The sequence below is a fragment of the Clostridioides sp. ES-S-0001-03 genome, from assembly GCF_020676075.1.
GTDB lineage: Bacteria > Bacillota > Clostridia > Peptostreptococcales > Peptostreptococcaceae > Clostridioides.
This window is the reverse complement of the sequence record NZ_JACVWJ010000003.1, coordinates 140,942-162,299: the sequence shown is the minus strand read 5'-3', so window position 1 is coordinate 162,299 and position 21,358 is coordinate 140,942. Positions and strand designations below refer to the sequence as shown.

The window sequence follows — 21,358 nt, the reverse complement described above, 5'->3', positions numbered from 1 at the left end:
ATCTATTTATAATTATACCAATATATAGGAATATTTTCTATATATTAATGATTCTAATATCAAAACGACAATTAGTAAGTCTACTCTTATACAAAAAACAAGAGAGTTATCAACTCTCTTGTTTTTTGTATCAATTCAATATTAAGCTAAAAAATAATCTATTTTTTCAATTCTTTATAAGAACTATTTGATATATGTTCTCTTTTTATGACTTTTCCATTTGAGTCTTTATACACCCTATATGTAGAATATTTATCTTTTCCAGTGTTTTTTACTTCTATAGATATATTTGGTTTATCACCAGAATTGCCATATACTATAGATGATACACTTCCTCCACCTGCATAATTTTTAATATATACAGGATGGTTATATGGATTTTTAAATTTTAAATTTAATCCTCCATCACTTACCGTAGCATCTCTACCTCTTGGTACATAAGTAGATGCAGATGAGTGGTTTGTAACTTGTGTTATTTCCATACCTGAAAGAAGAGCTGCATTATAAACTGTTGAAGATGTTTGACAAACACCTCCACCTGCTGATTGCTCTAATTTTCCATAAACTATAACTGGTGCATCTTTGTAACCATTAGCTTTATTGCTAGGCCCTGTAAGCTTATTATATGAAAATTCTTCACCTGGCATTAGTAAAACATCACTAGTTTTTCTTGCTGACAATGCCACATTATATGCTCTACCTGATACAGATTGAGAATATGTTGTTGAATATTGACCTATAACAGAATTCACAGATTTTACTTGTTCTGTCGTTATATCTGGTTTTTGAAGGTTTACTTTTAGTTCTAAAGGCTTATGCTCTTTATTTTTTATCATGTTGTATATAGATTCTTTATTTGATGCCAAGTCAAATTCTCTACCTATAACAGACTCTGTGTAATTTAATCCACCACTTCCAACACTAACTGAAGCATTTTTCATTTTAACGTTGATGCTATCTGCTACTGAAGATACTTGAGCACTAAGTTTTGCCTCATCATATCCAGATTCTATTTTCAGGGATAGCTTATTTATTCTTATATCAATATACTTCTTTAAGTTTTGAAAGTAAGAACCTTTTTTTGTACTCTCATAAGCATTTTTTACAACTTCTTCTGTGTTATATTTTAAATCAATATCATTTGGAGATATTTTATAATCTTTTCCATCATAAGTAAGATTCAGGTCTTCTGGAGTATACTTATCTGTTACAGCTTTTAATGCTTCTTCTTTGCTCATATCGGATACATTTATATCTTCTATATATACATTTTTAGCTATTTTCCCATTATATAGAAATTTGTTGTTAAAAAAATAAGTAGACACACCAATCGCTACAGCTAAAACTGCTAACACTATTATAAAATTTCGTTTTTTTTCTTTTCCTAATTTTGAAACCCTTGTTGTACTTCTGCTCATAAATTCACCTCATTTTAACACTAACTTAATTTATCTTAATTTTGCTTATTAAAGTTTCCCTTTCAAAACTACTTTAGATTATATTTGAATAGCTTTTTTTAAACAAGGCATTTAAGCAAATGTAACTTTATTGTAAATTTATGTCTTATAATTAGATTTCTTTTTGACACTTTTTAATTATATTTTTTTAATTATACCTTAATAAAAAATTTACTCTTTATTTACGAATATTGATTAAGTTACATTAAAAATCAAATATATCCTATTACTGGATAATGGTCTGATAAATAAATCTTCTCTACTATATATCCTTTTAGTTCAGTTTTTCTATCAACAAAAATATAATCTATCCTAGAATTTGACTTTTCAAAGGTTGCAAACTGAGATTTATTTAGACAAACAGCCATATCACTAAACATATCTAAAGAGATATTTTTTTCATTGAAATCACCACATAAAACAATAGCTCCTACTAATCTATTTCTATAGTCTATTATTTCATCCAGTTGCTTTGCTCTCTCTTCTCTATCTAAACCTAAGTGAACATTTATAATATTTATAATTCTTCCATAATCATCTACAGTTATACAAAGTGCTCCTCGCTGTTCTTTTTTACTAGTTAAAAAAAAATGATTATTGTTTAATATTTTTAATTTTGTAAATGTACAAATTCCATATAGCATATTTACCTTTTTTACATTTGTAGCAAATACACCATCCATATTTAAAACAGCCTTTAAAGCTAAAAATTGAGGGTATAGTACTTCCTGCAAACAAACTACATCACAATTTAAGTTCTTTAAATATATTCCCATTTTAGATAATGTCAATTTATTATTTGAATCCATACCTTTATGAATATTGTAGGTTACTATTTTCATTAATATCACCTCTTATGCAGTATTATGCCCTTGAGATTTAAACTCATTTATTTTTTAGTTTATAAAACACTGTACTGCTTTCTAAAACTCAAGTAATCACAGATTTTATCACAAAAAACCTAACTTAAGTATTTATATTCTACATAAGTTAGGTTTTACAAAATTTTATAGTATTTATTTTATGCATTTTTAATGATGATTCTCCTTTTTTATTTTTTTCAATTTGCCTTCACTTACAACAAATAAAAATCCCATCTTTTTATATATTTCATCTAATTCAATTAAAGTCACTTCACCATTTTTTAAATTTGTTAATGTTATATCCTGTATTTTTCTTGATGGAATTATCATAAGTTATCAACACTCCTTTAAATTCTTTTTATCTTTATATTTAAATATATTTATGCATTGTGATATATATTCATAAATTATTAAAATAATTTCAAAAAACATTCGTTCTGCAAACATTCGTTCTATATATTTATTATACATCATACAAACGTTCGATTCAATATAAAAATTAAATATATATCGTTATTGGTAATTTTTACAATATTATTCACTAAATATGTCAAAACAACTTTTTAAAACGACTTATTTTGCCAAATAAAAAAAGTTATTTCGATAAAAGCTTATGCTTAAATTGAAATAACTTTTTTGATATGAATTATTTAGCTTTATACTATAGTTTCATTAAGCTAACATATGTAATATTTGAGTAACTATAAGAGCACAATAAGTTCCTATAACATTTCCTAAAAGCCCCATAAGTACACCTACTGGAATTAATACTGGATTATGAACCCCAGCAATCATTGGTGCTGTAGTTACACCACCTATATTAGCTATACTTCCTACCTCACAAGTAAATAAGTCTAATTTAAATAGTTTTGCAAGTCCTATAAATGAAATGGCATGTACAAGAACTACTACTAATCCAAACATTATGTAAACAGGAGCCTCTGATAGTCCAAAGAAATTTGCTTTACTTCCTGTTGCTGCAAGAAGCAAGTACATAAACACATTTCCTACTAATGTACTTCCTTTAAGTTTTGATATCTTAGTCATACCTAACAGTATTGATACTGTAGAGGCAACAAGCACTACCCACATAGTCTCATTAAGTATGCCTGAAGTTGGAAGTATCTTAGATACAATCTGTGCAAATGCTGCAACTCCAAATCCAACAGATAATAAAGTCATAAGTTCCACAAACGTAGGTGCTGTATTATCTTTATTTTCTTTCTCAAGCTTTGCTGTAACCTCATCTATAAAACTTGTATCACATTTTGTCCATTTGTTAAATTTAGGTCCAAATTTTACAGACATTAGACAAACAGACATCCATACTGTATATCCTATAGAACCCATAAGTATTGCATAACTAAGCCCTTCTTCTGCAACACCTAAAGCATTAGCTGCTGCAATCATATTTGATGAACCACCTATCCATGACCCAGATGCTGCACCAAGAACTTTCCATGAATCTGCACCCATTGAACCTTTAAAAATTATAAAGGCTATAACAAACCCAAACATAAATGTCAATGTAGCACAGAAAAATGATAATAACATTTTAGGGCCCATTTTTAATATTTTTCTTAAATCACATTGAATTAATAAGAATACTAACATTAATGGTAGAAAATTTACGGTTATTATATTCTGATAGATACCAACTTCTTCATTTTGTGCAAATAAACCAAATGATGCAAGTATAGCAGCTCCTAAATAGATTAAAAGCATTGGATTAATAACATCGAATATCTTCCATTTTAATTTATCAACCATGTAAAAAATGCCACCTACAAATACAACTAAAAAACTACAAAATACGAATCCGTTTTCAATCACATTATACACACCCTCTCTTTTTCTAAGTAATCCAGATTTTTTATAATTCCTAATAAATTTTTTCCCAATAATGAAAATAATTAAAATAAACTTTTTTTATATTTAGCTAATTAAATACATATATAACCAACTATTTACACATATTAATAAAGGTTTACAGATTAATTACTTTAAAAACGAATAGTCTGAATTTAAAATCTTTTTCAAAAATTATTTTATTACTAAAATCTTTATTTGTAAAGAGAATTAAACTAAATATTTTATTTATTTGTTTTTATTTGTTTATTTGTTTTTTATTTATTTTTATTATTTATACAATAAAACTATTTTCAACTTAAACCCATATAATATAAATTAATTTTACCTTATATATTATTTTTTTTAATAGATTTAGAAATTTTTCTTTCAAATACAGTTTTCAGAACATTCGTATTTATGTTATAATTTGTATGAATATACATTTTTTAGGAGGAAATAATATGAATTTAAATTTAACTAATACTATAAATTTGATGAAGAAGTATCTTGATATACCAAGTCCAGCTGGATATACTGAAAATGCAGTTTTAGAAAGCAAAAAGGATTTTGAAACTTTAGGTCTTAATACTACTCTTACAAAAAAAGGTGCTCTTATAGCTACTCTTCCTGGTGAAGATGATTCAAATCAAATAACAATATCTGCACACATGGATACACTTGGTGCTATGGTAAAAGAAATATCACCAGATGGTACTCTTAAATACCATAAAGTCGGTGGTGGTTGTTGGGCCGCTATAGAAGGTGAAAATTGCACTGTTATAACTAGAAAAGGTAAAAAAATTAGAGGAAGTGTTGTGTTTAAATACGCTTCTACTCATATATATGGACAGACAAAAGCTGCATCTGAAAGAAATGAAGAAACAATGATTATTAGACTTGATGAAAAAGTATTTAATAAACAGGATATTTTGGATTTGGGAATAAATGTTGGAGATTTTGTATGTCTAGACCATCGTTTTGAAACTACAGAATCTGGTTTTATAAAATCTAGATATATAGATAACAAAGCAGCTGTAGCAATGGTTCTTGAAATAGCTAGATACTTTAAGGAAAACAACTTAATACCTAAGCATACTACTAACTTTTATATAAGTAATTATGAGGAAATTGGACATGGTGTCTCTAAAGCTTTACCTGAAAAAACTAGAGAATTTGTAGCAATAGATATAGCACCTACTGGACCAAGTCAAACATCTAGTGAACATGGTGTAACTATAGTTGCAAAAGATAACTTATCTCTATATGATTTTAGTTTAAGAAATAAACTTGTAGATGTTGCAGAAGATAATAATTTAGATTATGCTGTCGATGTATTTACTTTTTATGGTTCAGATGCTTCAGAGGCTATTCGTTGGGGAGAAGATGTTCAAATAGCTTGTGTTGGCCCTGGAACAAATAATAGCCACCACTACGAAAGAACTCATATAGAAGCAATTGAAAATACTCTAAAACTTCTTATAAACTACATGCTAAAAAAATAATTAACTATATATTTTATTAAAGTCATTTCTTTGTAAATAACCAATTTTTATTTTTATTTTTATACAAAAATTGGTTTTTCTATAGACTTAATCTCGATTTACTACTATTATATAAGTAACTTCAATTTTCTTTAGTTAATTTTTATATGATTCACACAAATTGTATAAAAATTTTCTTTAGCTAATTGTTGTTAAAATAAATTTTACAAGCTAACCCTACCAGAAAAGAGTTATCTAATCTGTAAGGAAATAGTTTAATATAGCACATTATAATTGTGTAATTAATAACTTTTCTTTTGTAGAAACTTTTCTTTAAAAAGAAAAGTTTTTTGATTTTGGATTTGTTTAAGAACATATTTTCTGAGTTAGGAGGATATTTATGAAAAAGGTTGCGGTTATAAGTGCTATTTTGGAAGAACCAAAAGAATGTCAGCTTAAATTTAATGAAGTTGTATCAACTTTTAAAGGTATTATTAAAGGTAGAATGGGAATTCCTTGTGAAGAAGAAGGTGTCTCAATTGTGTGTATAGCAGTTGTTGGCGAAATGGATATTATCAATAGTTTGACTGGTAAATTGGGAAATATACCTCATGTATCTGTAAAAACTAGTATATCAAAAAAAGAAATTTAAGGTGGTGAGTACAAATGAGTCTAAATTCTACTCCACAATCAATAAGAGTACATATAGGTCTCTTTGGTAAAAGAAATGCAGGTAAATCTAGCGTAATAAACGCTATAACAAATCAAAGTGCTGCAATAGTATCAGATATTGCTGGAACTACTACAGACCCAGTATTTAGACCAATGGAAATCCTTCCTATAGGACCTTGTGTTCTTATAGATACTGCTGGTCTTGACGATGTTGGTGAACTTGGTGAGCTTAGAATAAGCAAATCATTAGATATTTTAGAAAAGACAGACATAGCTTTACTAGTAGTGGATTGCCAAATTGGTGTGTCAAAAGAAGATTTATCACTAATTGAAAAGTTTAATGATAAAAATATACCTCACATTTTAGTACTTAACAAGATTGATACAATTAAAAATCAATCTGAAATTTTAAACTTAACTAAAAATAAAGTTAAATGTCCAGTTGTTTCTGTCTCATCAACAGATAAAATTGGAATTGAAGATTTAAAAAATGAAATAATAAAGGTTTTGCCTAAAGACAGTAATGAGTTTAAATTGGTATCAGATTTAATCGAGCCAAATGATTTAGTTGTCTTAGTTGTTCCAATAGATAAGGCAGCTCCAAAAGGTAGGCTTATACTTCCTCAACAGCAAGTTATAAGAGATATTTTGGATATTGGAGCAATTTCTATAGTTACAAAAGAAGATAGCTTAAAAGAAACTCTATCTAATTTAGGTAAAAAACCTAAGCTTGTTATTACTGACTCTCAAGTATTTCCACAAGTGGATAAAGATACTCCAAAAGATATTCCTCTTACATCTTTTTCTATATTGTTCGCTAGACAAAAAGGAGACCTTAAAGAATTAATTGATGGTGCCTATGCTTTAGAAAATTTAAAAGATGGTGACAAGGTCTTGATGGCTGAAGGTTGCACTCATCACAGACAAACTGATGATATTGGAACAGTTAAAATCCCTAATATGATTAGAAAGAAAACTGGTAAAAATATTACTTTTGAATTTAGTTCTGGAGTATCTTTCACTGAAGATATAACTAAATATGCACTTGTAGTTCACTGTGGAGCTTGTATGATGAATAGAGCTGGAATGTTATCTAGAATAGAAAAGGCAAAATCTTTCAATGTACCTATCGTAAACTATGGTATTTTAATAGCATATACAAAAGGTATTTTGGAAAGATCCCTTGAACTTTTCAATTACTAAAAATTTAAATATATTTAATAAATACATACTAAGATATGACTAAAAATAAGATTAAATACTTTATAGATAAACTTTACAGCATTAATTCACTAAGCTTTGATGAACTACTATACTTAATAGAGAATATCGACAATGAAGAATATAACTTTGAACAAAATTTGAGAAACTATCTTTACAAGCAAGCTAGCGATATGAGAAATAAACACTATGGAAATAGAGTCTACTTAAGAGGGCTTATAGAACTTACAAACTACTGCAAAAACAATTGTTACTACTGTGGTATACAATCTTCTAACAAAAATATTACAAGATATCGACTTTCAACGGATGAAATACTTGAATGTTGTGATATAGGTTATAAGATAGGATACAGAACTTTTGTTTTACAAGGTGGTGAAGACACATATTTTACTGATGATAAGATATGTGAGATTGTTTCAAGTATCAAAAATAAATATGAGGATTGTGCTATAACATTATCATTAGGAGAAAAAAGCTATGACTCCTATAAAAAATACTTTTTAAGTGGTGCAGATAGATATCTTTTAAGACATGAAACTGCTACAGACAGCCATTACAAAAAATTACATCCGCCAAACATTGAACTTAGAACTAGAAAAGAATGCCTTAAAAACCTCAAGGAAATTGGTTATCAAGTAGGTGCTGGATTTATGGTTGAGTCACCATTCCAAAGCAATGAGGACCTTGTTCGTGACTTATTATACCTAAAAGAGTTAAATCCTCATATGGTTGGTATAGGACCTTTTATCCCACATCATGATACAATCTTTAAAGATTATAAACATGGTGATTTAGAAAAAACACTACTTATGCTTTCAATTACAAGACTTCTACTTCCAAAAGTCTTATTACCTGCTACAACAGCTCTTGCATCTATAAACCCTAGTGGTAGAAATGCAGGTCTTTTAGCTGGTTGTAATGTAATTATGCCAAACCTTTCTCCTCAAGAATTTAGAAAACAATATTCTCTTTATGATAACAAAGCCTTTACTGGTCAAGAAGCTTGTGAATATCACCAGAGTTTAGAGGAAAATATCAAGTCACTAGGACTTAAAGTTGACTACTCTCGTGGTGATAATATTGAATGGAGGCGTTTGTAAATGTTCATAAAACATGAACTTATTAATTCTTTGTTAGAGGATGCAAAAAATTCAACTTCGGATGATATTGAGAAAGTACTTGATAAAGCTGATAGAAGAGAAAAACTTAGTTATAAAGATATAGCTACACTTCTTGAAGTAGAAGATAAAAAACAACTTGATAGATTATTTAGTATAGCTGGGCAAATAAAAAATGAAATATATGGTAATAGAGTGGTTTTATTTGCCCCTCTTTATGTATCAAACTACTGTGTAAATGAATGTGTTTACTGTGGTTTCAATACATGTAATAAATTTAAAAGAAAAAAACTTACTATGGACGAAATAAGAGAAGAAGTTAAAATACTTGAAAAAATGGGTCATAAAAGACTTGCTTTAGAAGCTGGTGAAGACCCTAAAAATTGTGATATAAATTATATATTAGACTGCTTAGATGCAATTTATTCAACATATAATGAAAATGGAAACATAAGAAGGGTAAACGTTAACATAGCAGCTACTAGTGTAGAAGAATATAAACTACTAAAAGAAAAAGGAATAGGAACTTATATACTATTTCAAGAAACTTACCATAAGCCAACATTTATAAAGATGCATGGTCAGTCTATAAAAAATGATTACTACTACCATTTAACAGCTTTTGATAGAGCCATGGAAGCTGGAGTTGATGATGTTGGTGCAGGAGTTTTATTTGGTCTAGCTGACCCTAAATTTGAAGTTTTAGGACTTATGATGCATAATGAACACCTAGAAGAAAAATTTGGTGTAGGATTCCATACTATATCTTTCCCTAGATTAAAAAAAGCTGAGGGTATGAGTTTAGAAAATTTCCCTCATTTAGTTTCTGATGATATGTTCAAAAAAATTGTAGCTATAACTAGATTGGCAGTTCCTTTTACTGGAATTATAATGTCTACTAGGGAAACTGCTGAAATGAGAAACGAATTACTAAAATATGGTGTATCACAAGTTAGTGCAGGTTCTCTAACAGGTGTTGGTGGATATAAAGCATATGAAGATGGTGACAATACAGAACAATTTGAGGTTGGAGACCACAGAAGCCCTGTAGAAGTCCTTAAGGAATTAATCACTGATGGATATATCCCTAGTTACTGTACAGCCTGTTATCGAAAAGGTAGAACTGGAGATAGATTTATGAGTTTGGCTAAGAGTCGTCAAATTCACAATGTCTGCACACCAAATGCACTTACTACATTGAATGAATTTTTAATTGATTATGGTGACGAAGAACTTAAAGCTATGGGTAAAAAACTTATTACTGAAGAAATATCTAAGATAGAAAGAGAAGACATAAGAAACATCGTATCTAACAATATGACTGCCTTAGAACGTGGGGAAAGAGATTTATACTTATAAAATTTTATTCGTTGTATATTATTATTGTATATTCTATAGGTTAGTAGTAATATTATCTAAAGGGAAAGTTTAAGGGAGGGAGATTAACATTGAAAGATAACAACAATACCAATAAAACTATTCAATTTGGAGAAAAAAAAGCTAGCCTAGAAAACAATATTCAAAAAAATAAAAATGTCAAACTTGATGATACACACAAAGTCATTCCTTACCCTAAAAATAGAAAAAAGGATGATAAAAAGAAGAATAACAAAAAAAAGAATACAAATATAAATAAACATAAGGTCAATAAAGATAATTATGGACATTCTTTTTTTAATAACAAATACAAATATAAAAGAAAACCATATGTTATTGCTTTATACACAGTAATTTTTATTCTTTTAGCAATTTTGATTATAACAAAACTGACAGATAGTTCGAGTAAGAGTAACTACTCTCGCAATACTGTTTCTAATACTCACAAAAGTAATACCCAAAACATAACCTTTAATGAATCGACTAATCTTCTTACTTGTGGGTAACTTAAAAGAGTTATCTCATTTCAGAAATTATTTTCTAAAATTGAGATAACTCTTTTTTATTTAATATCTATTTTACCAACCTTGAGTTACTTCATAAACTTCGTCACCAATTCTACCATTTAAATAATCATCTATTGCAGAATCTATAATACTCATTGCTTTATCTACTTGTTCCTTAGTTATTACTAAAGGTGGTTGTACTCTTAAAGTGGATTGTCCTAAGAATATCATTATCAAACCAGTTTGTATACATCTGTAGCATATCTTAGCTGTAGCATCTGGATGTTTTTCAGTAGAACCTTTTCCTTTAACTATATCAACTCCTATAGATAAACCTAAGCCTCTTATTTCTCCAATTATATCGTATTTTTCTTTTAGTTTTTCAAATCCTGCTTTAATATAATCTCCCATTTCTATACTCTTTTGAAGTAAATTTTCTCTTTCAATTATTTCTATAGATTTTAAAGCAGCTACACATACTGTTGTATTTCCAGCTAAAGTAAATAGATGTGCTGGTGCATCAAGACTTTGCATTATTTCTGTTCTTCCAACAACTGCTCCTAAAGGTAATCCTCCACCAACAGATTTTCCAAGAACTATAAGGTCTGCTTCAACACCAAAATTTTCTATACCAAACCATTTACCTGTTCTTCCCATACCTTGCTGTATTTCATCACTTATAAGTAGTATTCCATTTTCTTTACATATTTTACTTAATCCTTTAATCCATTCTACTGGAGGCACTATTATTCCTGCATCTCCTGCAATTGGTTCTATAAATATTGCAGCTACTTCTTCTACTGGTAAGTAGTGTGCAAAAGCATATTCCATTTCATCTAAACATTCTTTGGCAGTTCTATTTTTATCTGGATAATGGAAGTGATAAACTTCTGGTAATAATGGACCCATTTTTCTTCTCATATTTGTACTTAATGCAGATATAGATATAGCTCCATAAGTACTTCCATGATATGATTCACACATAGATATTATTTTTGTTCTTCCAGTATATCCTCTTGCTAATTTTATAGCAGCATCTATACAAGCAGAGCCTGTTGCGCTGTATAATACTTTCTTATCATTATCTCCAGGGGCTATTTCCACAAGCTTTTCAGCTAACTTTACAGGAGGATCACTATGAAAATATGCAAGTGTATATTGTGTGATATCATCCATTTGTTCTTTAACTGCTTGTGAGATTTCCTTATTTCCATGACCTACATTTGCAGAGCCTGCACTTGCTAAAAAGTCTACATACTCATTACCTTCATAATCATATAACATCGCACCTTCACCTGATTTAAATGCTACTGGATAATAAGGTATTTTTTGAGTCTTAGCAACATATTTTTTTTCTTCTGTACTTATCATTTGACTAGTTATCTCGCTCATTGGCAAATCATTCCCCTCTTTAAGTAAATTTATATTTTTAGAATTATTGCAATTTATAAAGATATTTTTATATAAAATTCTTTATATACTAATGTTAGTATTTTTGACACAAATTGTCAATATATGTTTTTATAATTTTCAAAATATTTGTTATTCAGAGATAATATATTTTATTTTCAGCAAATCAACTCTATTTCTCCAAAAAATAAAGAACTCTATTCTATTATAATAGAGTTCTTTGCAAATTATCTTATAAATACTATTTTTCCATTTATTTCTAATTAAATCATCTTATCATCTTTTATTATCATTAATGATTTCTTTAAAATATTGTAATTGTTCTTGTTGTTTTTTATGTTTTATATCTGGGAAAGCCTTGATAATTCTTTTTTGTAAGATAATATTAGATTCTATACGGTCTAATTTACTGTTTATTTTGTTTAATTTTTCTCTGGCTTCTAACTCTTCACTATTTATTGTTTTAAATAAAGCTTGTATCTCTCTTCTATCAAACTTATCCAATTTCATGTTTATACCATTTAGGTCTGTAATTATTTCATCTAATAAATTGAGCTTCATGTCTAATTTTTTAAGTGATATGATAGTAACAATTAAATCCACAATTGTCCATAAAGTCGTAATTACCACTATTGAAATTAATATATTATACGGAATAGTACTCACAATGTATTCTATATAGGGATGTATAAATTTTATTATTACAACAGACATTATTCCAAAATATATTGCATTTTTTAAACAGACTCTTCCCTTTACATTAAATTTTTGGTCAGAATAATCCCACCATTTGGCATGGAATAATGTTTCTAAAATAAATCCTGTAAAATATTCTAGTATTGTAGTCAAAATCATTCCTATCAAAAATAAAATAATTATATTGTCAAACCTGCCTAATACTGATATCACAAGTACTGCTCCAAAACCATAAACAGGACATATTGGGCCATTTAAAAAACCTCTATTGATTATCCTTTTGCTTGCTATAGAACATCCTGCACTTTCTACTACCCATCCTAGAAATGAATATATAAAAAAATACAAAATATATTTTATTATCTCCATAATTTATCTCTACTCCTTCAATAGTTGATATATTTTTGTGCATAATGTAAAAATAATTGTAGAAATAGTTTTTTCGTTTTTTACTTTTGTTATTCTTTTTTGTTGGATATTCTATTCATCTAATCCGATTAATAATCTAGCAGCTGTAATTCCATGTTCATCTTTTGGTCGATTATACTTATCAATCCAAATCTCAAATGTATCAGATTTCTTTAACAGAGGCAAATTTTTAGCATCAAATTCTTCATATCTAATTATATCTTTATTCTCTCCTTCAGTGATTACAAAGGATATTAGTTTTGTATTTTTACTTAGATAAACTTTTATATTACCATTCTTATCCATTAAATTATCTGGACTCTTTATATTATTATTACAAGCTGCCTTAATAGTTAATACACCATTTTTAAAGCTTTCAAATGAGCCAATTATATCTCCCTCATTTTTATCTATATCTTTAATTATTTCCTTATTTTCTTCAACTAATATTCTTGAAACTTGTTTATCTGGCTTGAGTTTAAAAGTTAACAAGCTTTGGTAATTTGTAACAATGACACCTAATCCTATTACTCCCAAAACTATGCTTGTACTTATTATGGCTTGGAATTTCTTAATGTTATTAGGAAATAATTTGGTCACCTTTGTATAAATAATAATACCAAGTATCCCACCTAATGAATTTAGAAGCACATCATCTATGTCACTGCTTCCAATAGCTAAAATATATTGTATTAATTCAAATCCTAAACTAATAAGAGAAATTATTATAATTATAGTTTTTTTATCTAATTTTTTTAATACTACAGGAAGAAAAATTCCCATTGGAATAAATATACCAATATTACCTATGATATTTGCAATAGCTCTTATAAGACTAATGTTACTATCTGTCATAAATTCCCATACTGTATAGAATGGAATTAAGTTGACAGACCTAAATCCACCCTTGAAAATGGCATAAATTGGTACATCTTTAAATAAAATTATCCTTATAGTTATTAGAACATATACAAAAAATATTATGTATATAATTGATAATAATAATTTTTCTGAAGTTCTACACATGTCTTTTTTCAATAATAACACCTTCTCTCTTCTAATATTTTAATAATACCAACAAGTGTTTAAGATGCCTTTAAAATTTTCTTAAATTTTCCTTAAGTGTTAAATTAAAACATATTAAAAAGGTCTATACTTTAAAATATAGACCTTCATAAATTTCATTATAGATACATTTTATTAAATGACAAACAATTTAAGTGTAGAACAAACAATAACCAAAGTTAAAAGTAATCTAGCATATAAAAAATTTTTTTCTTTAAGCATAACTCCTGCAACTCCAAGTATAAAAAAGAGAGATGCAATAAATTTACCAAGAATATTATTACTTGGATAAGAACTAAAATACATGAAACAAAGTACAAATGTATATACACCTATTGCATTAAATACAATTGTGTTAGATGCTATCTTGCCTTTATTAAAAAAGAAACAGAATATTGATACTAAATCTAAAAACAAAAATACATAAAACATGACTTTTAAAACGCCCATACTTATACCCCCTAAAAAATTTAATTATAATATCTGCTTTATTTCATACAATTCTCAATATACCCAATATAAACTTATAATCTTAATATAATAATAGTATAAGTTTATATTATTGGTTTATTACATCTTATATTTACATTACTGGTTTATTACTTCATATTCATACATATTATAATCACATTCATACATATTTAAAGACTCATATGTTGCTTTTGCATTTATGTTTTCTTTTTCTACATATAATCTCATGCCAACAATATTTTCATCTCTATCACACATATTTTTTATATGATTAAATAAATAATTAAAGATGTTCTTTCTTCTATACTCTTTCTCTACATATACACTCTGAATCCAAAGAAAGTTTCCATTTCTCCAATCACTCCACTCATATGTATACATAATCTGTGCAACAACCTTATCAAATACTGTATATACATAGTATTTTCCTTTTCTTTCATCTAATAACAGCGCCCTTACACCTTTAGTTAAAACATCCATGTCAAGTTCTTTTCCTTCTGTTTCTTTAGCTAAATTATAATTAAATCTCGCTATTATATCCAAATCATCTAAACGGGCTTCTCTTATCTCTATCAGTTCTTCATTTTCATATAATTCTATATAGTCCTTTTGTTCCATACTTATTCCCCCATATCTATTTTACGTATTACATTAATCTCTTTGTAATAATACATTATAAAATTTTTTCTAGTTTCATAAATGCATAATCGAAGGTAGATTCTAAGTTACCATTATTTTTTCCCCCACCTTGAGCTAAAACCTGACTTCCTCCACCTTTACCATCTATAAGACTTATTGCATCCTTCAATAAACTTCCCATATTAACATCCTTCAAATTTTTAGAACATGCAAAAATCAAGTTTATTTTTTCTTCAAATCTAACAGCTAATAATGCAATTTTATTTTCATCTTCTGTAATTTTATTTGCAATTTTATTTACATATTTTAAATCTTCTTCATCATAAATTTTTTTAACAACTGAAATATTTCCAATCTTATTTGCATTTTCAACCATTTCTTTAACTTGATACTTAGCTACTATTTCTTCAAGTTTTCTCTTTTTACTTAGAGAATCTTCCACTTTCTCATTTAAATTTACAATTCCATTTATAGCATCTTCTTCACTACAACTTAAATATCTACAGATTTTAGTTAAACATATATCCCTTTTTAATACTTCATCTACAGCTCTTTTACCAGCCAAAAACTCTATTCTTGTACTAGACTTATGCTTCTCCCATTTCTTTATTTTTATCATTCTAAGCTCACTTGTTGATGTTGGATGTACTCCACAACACGCATTTGTATCTAAGTCACCTATTTTTACTACCCTTATTTCTTCATTTGTGTTTGGTAAAGCACGTCTTAACCAAATTTTTTTTAATTCTCTTTTAGTTGGAAGTAATGTTTCTACTTGTATATTCTGATGAATAATTTCATTGGCAAGCAACTCTATCTCTCTAATTTTTTCTTCATCTAAATTACCCTCTATATCCACTGTGCTGTACTCATTACCTAAATGAAAACCCGTTGTATTTGCATTAAAAGTCTTAAAAAAACATCCTGAGAGTACATGTTGTCCAAAATGTTGATGCATACCATCTTCTCTTCTATCCCAATCAATACTACACTTTACCTTATGTATCTTTATTGGTTTTTTATCTAATATATGATATACTTTTTTATCTTCTTCATATACACTTATTACTTCATAATTATCTATTTTTCCTAAATCTCCAAATTGTCCTCCTCCACCAGGGAAAAACGCTGTTTTATCCAACAAAACATGAAACTTATTTTCTATTTCTCTTATCTCAATTATTTCTGCTGTAAAATCTCTTATATACTGATTTGTATAGTATAACTTTTCCATTATGATTTTATCTCCATTTCCTTTATTCTAAACTGCCTTATTGTTTAAATATACACATATTTTAGGTTAAGTTTAAAGTAATTACACCAGATAGAGCTTAACCTATTTTTTAATAGTAATCTTCTACTATATTTTAACATATAGATATTAATGTTAACAAATTTATAATTATATATTATTTTAAATATTCAATAATATAAAGTATATTAACATTGCTTTTTTAAAAACTTTAGTATAAAATCATATTAAATAAATTTTCTGAAATGATAGAATATTGCAATCTATAAAAAACATACTTAATAACATATAGCATTGTATTATAAATATATCGTTTTATTTTGTAGGGGGAGTGATTTAAAATGCCAATAAAACCAAGAAAAATATCTATTGTAGGTTCAGGTCATGTTGGTTCACACTGTGGATTTAGTTTGATAACTCAAGGAGTTTGTGATGAACTCTTTATGATTGATATTGATGAAGCTAAAGCAAAGGCTCAAGCTTTAGATTTAGCTGATGCGGTTTCCTATCTTCCACATAAAGTACATATAGAAAAAGGAACTTTTAATGATTGTAAGGATTCTGATATCGTAGTGATAAGTGTTGCAGATTCTTCAGAAGGTCCTTTACGCAGACAAAACACAACTAGGTTAGACTTACTAAAACCAACTATTGGGATGATAAAATCTATAGTAAAACCTATAACTGATTCTGGATTTGATGGTATATTTATCGTTATTTCTAATCCAGTTGATGTAGTTACAAATTATATCTGGGAAAAGTCTGGTTTCCCTAAAAACAGAGTTATTGGAACTGGAACAGCTTTAGACTCAACAAGACTTAGAAGACTCTTATCTGAAGAAACTGGAATCGCTCAACAATCAATACAGGCTTACTCAATGGGTGAACATGGAGATTCTCAAATAGTTCCTTGGTCTCATGTTTCAATTGGTGGCAAACCAATTTTAGATATGATGAAGGATAATCCAGATACTTATGGCAAATTAGACTTACCATCAATAGTTGAAAAAAACAAGAAAACAGGTATAGGTATAATAAATGGCAAAGATTGCACAGAGTTTGGAATAGGAACTGCTTTAGTAGAAATTGTAAAGGCTATACTACATAATGAGAAAAAGATTTTACCAGTCTCTACATTATTAGAAGGTCAATACAATGAAGAAAATGTATTTGCAGGTGTTCCTTGTATTATAGGAAAAAGTGGGATTGAGGGAATTGTTGAAATCAATTTAACTAATGATGAGCAAGAAGGATTTAGTAAATCTTGTTCTGTTTTAAGAGACCATATTGCACTTTCAAAGACTATTTAGTTTTAAATATATACGATTTATTCTTTAATTAACTTATTTAGATACTCTATAATTATTATAGAGTATTCTCATATGTATACATAAAACAAATTGTAAGGAGATGTTAAATTTGTCAATAAAACCAAGAAAAGTATCAATAATAGGAACTGGTCATGTCGGTTCACATTGTGGATTTAGTTTAATAACTCAAGGTGTTTGTGATGAACTACTGATGATTGATATAGATGAAAATAAAGCAAAGGCTCAAGCTTTAGATTTATCAGATGCAGTTTCTTATCTTAAACATGCTACAAAAATAAAAAGTGGAACACTTGATGATTGTAAAGATTCTGATATTGTAGTAATAAGTGCAGGTCCATTACCTGAAAAAAATCAGACTAGATTGGATACTCTTGAGTCTACAGTCAACATTGTAAAAACAATTGTAAAACCTATTGTTGATTCTGGATTTGATGGTATATTTATTGTAATTTCAAATCCAGTTGATATAATTTCTGATTATATTTGGAAAGTTTCTGGATTTTCTAAAAATAAAGTTTTGGGTACAGGCACTGCACTCGATTCTTCGAGACTTAGAAGGCTTTTATCTGAGGAAACAAATCTTCCTCAACAATCAATACAAGCTTATTCTATGGGTGAACATGGAGATTCTCAGATGGTTCCTTGGTCTCATGTTTCAATTGGTGGTAAACCATTATTTGATATTATGAAAGAAAATCCTAACACTTATGGAAAATTAAACTTAGATGAATTAACTGAAAAAACAGCTAGAGCTGGTTGGGATGTACTTTATGGCAAAGGTTCTACTGAATTTGGTATTGGTACTGCTTTAACAGAAATAGTAAAGACAATTTTTCATAATGAAAGAAAAATCCTTCCTGTTTCTACTTTATTAGATGGTCAGTATGGGCAAAAAGATGTGTTTGCTGGTGTTCCTGCCATAATTGGCATAAATGGAGTTGAGTCTATAGTAGAAATTAATTTAACTGATGATGAACAAAAAAAATTCAATAAATCATGTACTATTTTAAAAGAATACATTAAAATTGCTAAGGATATTTAGATTAATACCATATTAGAATACATATTTAAGTTAATAGCATATTTTAAGTGTATCTCAAATTTAATATTGAAAGCAGGTAAATTTCTTATGATAAAAAATTATCTTAATAAACCTTAAATTTAAATCATAAATACCTGCTTTTATCTTTCAATATTAAAATATTAATTTATCTTTTCCCATCAAATTTTATAACTTTACTTTTTTTCTTTGTATTTTGAGATAGGAGTCCATTTTTCAATCCCATCAATAATTCTAGGTCTTCTGGATAAAGACTTATTCCTATATCTCCTAAATTTGATACTATATTGTCTGTGTTCATTATTTTGTTTTCTATCAGTAATTCGACTGCTTTTTTTAAATATACTGGACTTACACCCTTCATTTTATCTAATGGTTCTTCTATTAACCATCCTCGTTTATCCATTTCGCTCATAAGATAATTATACTTTTTATAGCTTATCTCACCTAAATTGTATGCTCTAAAAATCATAACAGATATAGGTACAATCCATTTTTGCTTTAGTTCTACATAATAATCTAGGTCTTCTGGATAAACCAAGTCTTCTAAAAAAGTCTCTCTTGGAAGCAAAAATGCACAGGCATATTCATCTGCTAAGAATTGCTTATTTGGTATTCCCAATTGACTTGATATTATATATCCAAGCTCATAGGCTAAATCATAGTTTCTAATTGATGCTGATTTTTTATCATTCCCAAGAGATATTAGATATTTAGTTTCTTTACCTATTCTCTGTTTTTGAGTAAATACGGTTGCTCCTTTTCTATCTACATTCATTCCTGATATTATAATCCCATTAGCCTCTAATAAACTTACCATATTTACTATTGGATTGTTGTTTAAATTCCAAAGTTCTCTAGTCTTATTAGCAAGACTTTCTATATCATTTATATTAACATCCTTAATTAGTTTTCTATTTGGTAAGTTTTCTTTTGGAAATTTTATATAACTTTCCATAAACGAGTATATTTTATGAATGATTATTATTTTTTCTCTATAAGAAATTTCCTCCACTCTAGGAAGTTTAGATTGAGGATTAAAATGACTATCTTCCACAATAACATTTATACTTTCGTTTTTATAAAAATACTCTTTTGGGAAGTTTAATATATTTGATAATTTTAATGCATTTTCAATATTTGGAACATACTTATTTTCTTCAAAAGCTTGTAAATCTTTTTTATTTATTTTAGTTTCTTTAGATAACTGCTCTAGAGTTTTAGCTCTAAAAACTCTAGCTGATTTTAATCTTTTTCCATTAAAGTCTTTTAAATTCATTTGTTTTCTCTCTTTCAAAAATTAAATTCTTTAGTCATACAAATATAAATTATAACATTACAATTAATAATTTATCATATTATTGGCAAAAAAACAAAAGATGAAAACATAAATTTATATTTCCATCTCTAATCTGAATATATGATATAACTAGTTTTAATTATTTAAAAAGCTCTAAATATTCTCCATATCCTAATTCTTCCATGTCTTTTTTAGGTATAAACTTAAGAGAAGCAGAATTTATACAATACCTTAAACCTCCAAGTTCCTTTGGTCCATCATCAAAAACATGACCTAGATGAGAATTTCCTTTAGCACTTCTTACTTCAACCCTATACATGCCTTGTGAAAAATCACTTCTTTCAATTATAGACTTATCTATAACTGGCTTTGCAAAGCTAGGCCATCCACATCCTGCATCAAATTTATCCTTTGAAGAAAATAAAACCTCTCCACTTACTATATCCACATAGATACCTTCTTCATTATTATCATAATATTCATTTTCAAAAGGTACTTCTGTCATGTCATTTTGAGTAACTTCAAATTGAATAGGAGTTAAAGTCTTTTTTAACGCTTCCCTATCTACATTATTTCCATCCCAATAACTTTTTACAAAATTATATCTTCCTGAACCTTTATAATACATATTATAATTTAATGGTCTTTTTTTATAATAATCTTGATGATTTTCTTCTGCTTCGTAAAATTTAGTTGCTGGAATTATTTCAGTAACTATTTTACTATCAAATATTTTACTATTTTCTAAGCTTTCTTTTGACTTCAAAGCTGTATTTTTTTGCTCTTCATCATGATAAAATATAGCAGTTTTATATTGAGTTCCTCTATCACCAAATTGTCCACCATCATCCGTAGGATTAATTTGTTTCCAAAATATATTTAAAAGTTCATCATAACTTATTATATTATCATCATAAGTTATTTGAATAGCTTCAACATGGCCAGTTGTTCCTGAACATACTTCTTGATATGTAGGATTTTCAACATGACCAGATGTATATCCAGAAACTACTTTTATAACTCCATCATATTTATCAAAAGGTTTTACCATACACCAAAAACACCCACCTGCAAAAGTAGCAAGTTTTATCATTTTCATCACTCCTTAAAAAAATTATATTTTATTTATTCCCTAAGAAGTAACTTAATAATCTTGTATTTTATTATTTTTTACTTT

The 21,358-nt window shown here is 27.8% G+C and carries 20 protein-coding genes; 8 read left to right on the top strand and 12 right to left on the bottom strand.

Annotated elements, in window-relative coordinates; genetic code table 11:
* Window positions 1–158 precede the first annotated feature (158 nt).
* The 4 genes from IC174_RS07265 to IC174_RS07250 all read right to left on the bottom strand — a co-directional run bounded on the left by IC174_RS07265 (window position 159) and on the right by IC174_RS07250 (window position 4,153).
* A complete protein-coding gene (locus IC174_RS07265) occupies window positions 159–1,418 on the bottom strand; it encodes a VanW family protein (protein WP_227434802.1) in 1,260 nt (419 codons plus the stop codon).
* Between the two features lie 251 nt (window positions 1,419–1,669).
* Window positions 1,670–2,299, bottom strand: a complete 630-nt coding sequence (locus IC174_RS07260) for an endonuclease/exonuclease/phosphatase family protein (protein WP_227482541.1) — start codon at window positions 2,297–2,299, stop codon at window positions 1,670–1,672.
* A 189-nt stretch (window positions 2,300–2,488) separates the two neighbouring features.
* On the bottom strand, window positions 2,489–2,650 hold the full coding sequence (locus tag IC174_RS07255) for a hypothetical protein (protein ID WP_227434804.1): 162 nt from the start codon (window positions 2,648–2,650) through the stop codon (window positions 2,489–2,491).
* Between the two features lie 342 nt (window positions 2,651–2,992).
* Complete coding sequence (locus tag IC174_RS07250) at window positions 2,993–4,153, bottom strand: DUF819 domain-containing protein (RefSeq protein WP_227482540.1); 1,161 nt, start codon at window positions 4,151–4,153, stop codon at window positions 2,993–2,995.
* A gap of 479 nt (window positions 4,154–4,632) precedes the next feature.
* On the opposite strand from IC174_RS07250, the gene IC174_RS07245 reads away from it, so the two are divergent.
* The 6 genes from IC174_RS07245 (at window position 4,633) to IC174_RS07220 (ending at window position 10,549) form a co-directional block, all read left to right on the top strand.
* Entirely contained in the window at window positions 4,633–5,673 is a 1,041-nt protein-coding gene (locus IC174_RS07245) for a M42 family metallopeptidase (RefSeq protein WP_227482539.1), read from the top strand.
* A 379-nt stretch (window positions 5,674–6,052) separates the two neighbouring features.
* Entirely contained in the window at window positions 6,053–6,304 is a 252-nt protein-coding gene (locus tag IC174_RS07240; protein ID WP_227434807.1) for a TM1266 family iron-only hydrogenase system putative regulator, read from the top strand.
* Window positions 6,305–6,318: 14 nt separating this feature from the next.
* Window positions 6,319–7,527 (top strand): [FeFe] hydrogenase H-cluster maturation GTPase HydF, encoded by a 1,209-nt coding sequence (gene hydF / locus IC174_RS07235; protein WP_227482538.1) that lies wholly within the window; start codon window positions 6,319–6,321, stop codon window positions 7,525–7,527.
* A gap of 35 nt (window positions 7,528–7,562) precedes the next feature.
* Window positions 7,563–8,648 (top strand): [FeFe] hydrogenase H-cluster radical SAM maturase HydE, encoded by a 1,086-nt coding sequence (gene hydE, locus IC174_RS07230; RefSeq protein ID WP_227434809.1) that lies wholly within the window; start codon window positions 7,563–7,565, stop codon window positions 8,646–8,648.
* Window positions 8,649–10,025, top strand: coding sequence for a [FeFe] hydrogenase H-cluster radical SAM maturase HydG (gene hydG / locus IC174_RS07225; RefSeq protein ID WP_227482537.1), 1,377 nt, complete (start codon window positions 8,649–8,651; stop codon window positions 10,023–10,025). It begins immediately after the preceding gene.
* Between the two features lie 89 nt (window positions 10,026–10,114).
* Window positions 10,115–10,549: a hypothetical protein gene (locus IC174_RS07220; RefSeq protein WP_227482536.1), complete on the top strand. Its 435-nt coding sequence runs from the start codon at window positions 10,115–10,117 to the stop codon at window positions 10,547–10,549.
* A 72-nt stretch (window positions 10,550–10,621) separates the two neighbouring features.
* Here IC174_RS07220 and IC174_RS07215 read toward each other — a convergent pair whose 3' ends face one another.
* From IC174_RS07215 to IC174_RS07190, 6 genes are all read right to left on the bottom strand, one after another.
* Window positions 10,622–11,941, bottom strand: coding sequence for an aminotransferase class III-fold pyridoxal phosphate-dependent enzyme (locus tag IC174_RS07215; protein WP_227434812.1), 1,320 nt, complete (start codon window positions 11,939–11,941; stop codon window positions 10,622–10,624).
* A gap of 294 nt (window positions 11,942–12,235) precedes the next feature.
* Entirely contained in the window at window positions 12,236–13,024 is a 789-nt protein-coding gene (locus IC174_RS07210) for a putative ABC transporter permease (protein ID WP_227482535.1), read from the bottom strand.
* Window positions 13,025–13,135: 111 nt separating this feature from the next.
* Window positions 13,136–14,101, bottom strand: coding sequence for a VanZ family protein (locus tag IC174_RS07205; RefSeq protein ID WP_227482534.1), 966 nt, complete (start codon window positions 14,099–14,101; stop codon window positions 13,136–13,138).
* Between the two features lie 162 nt (window positions 14,102–14,263).
* Entirely contained in the window at window positions 14,264–14,578 is a 315-nt protein-coding gene (locus IC174_RS07200) for a hypothetical protein (protein WP_227482533.1), read from the bottom strand.
* A 138-nt stretch (window positions 14,579–14,716) separates the two neighbouring features.
* Entirely contained in the window at window positions 14,717–15,217 is a 501-nt protein-coding gene (locus IC174_RS07195; RefSeq protein WP_227482532.1) for a GNAT family N-acetyltransferase, read from the bottom strand.
* Between the two features lie 55 nt (window positions 15,218–15,272).
* Complete coding sequence (locus tag IC174_RS07190; RefSeq protein ID WP_227482531.1) at window positions 15,273–16,472, bottom strand: DHHA1 domain-containing protein; 1,200 nt, start codon at window positions 16,470–16,472, stop codon at window positions 15,273–15,275.
* Between the two features lie 359 nt (window positions 16,473–16,831).
* On the opposite strand from IC174_RS07190, the gene IC174_RS07185 reads away from it, so the two are divergent.
* Window positions 16,832–17,800: an L-lactate dehydrogenase gene (locus IC174_RS07185; protein WP_227482530.1), complete on the top strand. Its 969-nt coding sequence runs from the start codon at window positions 16,832–16,834 to the stop codon at window positions 17,798–17,800.
* A 109-nt stretch (window positions 17,801–17,909) separates the two neighbouring features.
* On the top strand, window positions 17,910–18,863 hold the full coding sequence (locus IC174_RS07180) for an L-lactate dehydrogenase (protein ID WP_227434819.1): 954 nt from the start codon (window positions 17,910–17,912) through the stop codon (window positions 18,861–18,863).
* Window positions 18,864–19,029: 166 nt separating this feature from the next.
* On the opposite strand, the gene IC174_RS07175 is transcribed toward IC174_RS07180, so the two are convergent.
* Both IC174_RS07175 and msrA read right to left on the bottom strand, forming a co-directional pair.
* A complete protein-coding gene (locus IC174_RS07175) occupies window positions 19,030–20,160 on the bottom strand; it encodes an XRE family transcriptional regulator (RefSeq protein ID WP_227434820.1) in 1,131 nt (376 codons plus the stop codon).
* A 160-nt stretch (window positions 20,161–20,320) separates the two neighbouring features.
* A complete protein-coding gene (msrA, locus tag IC174_RS07170) occupies window positions 20,321–21,274 on the bottom strand; it encodes a peptide-methionine (S)-S-oxide reductase MsrA (protein WP_227482529.1) in 954 nt (317 codons plus the stop codon).
* Between the last annotated feature and the right edge of the window lie 84 nt (window positions 21,275–21,358).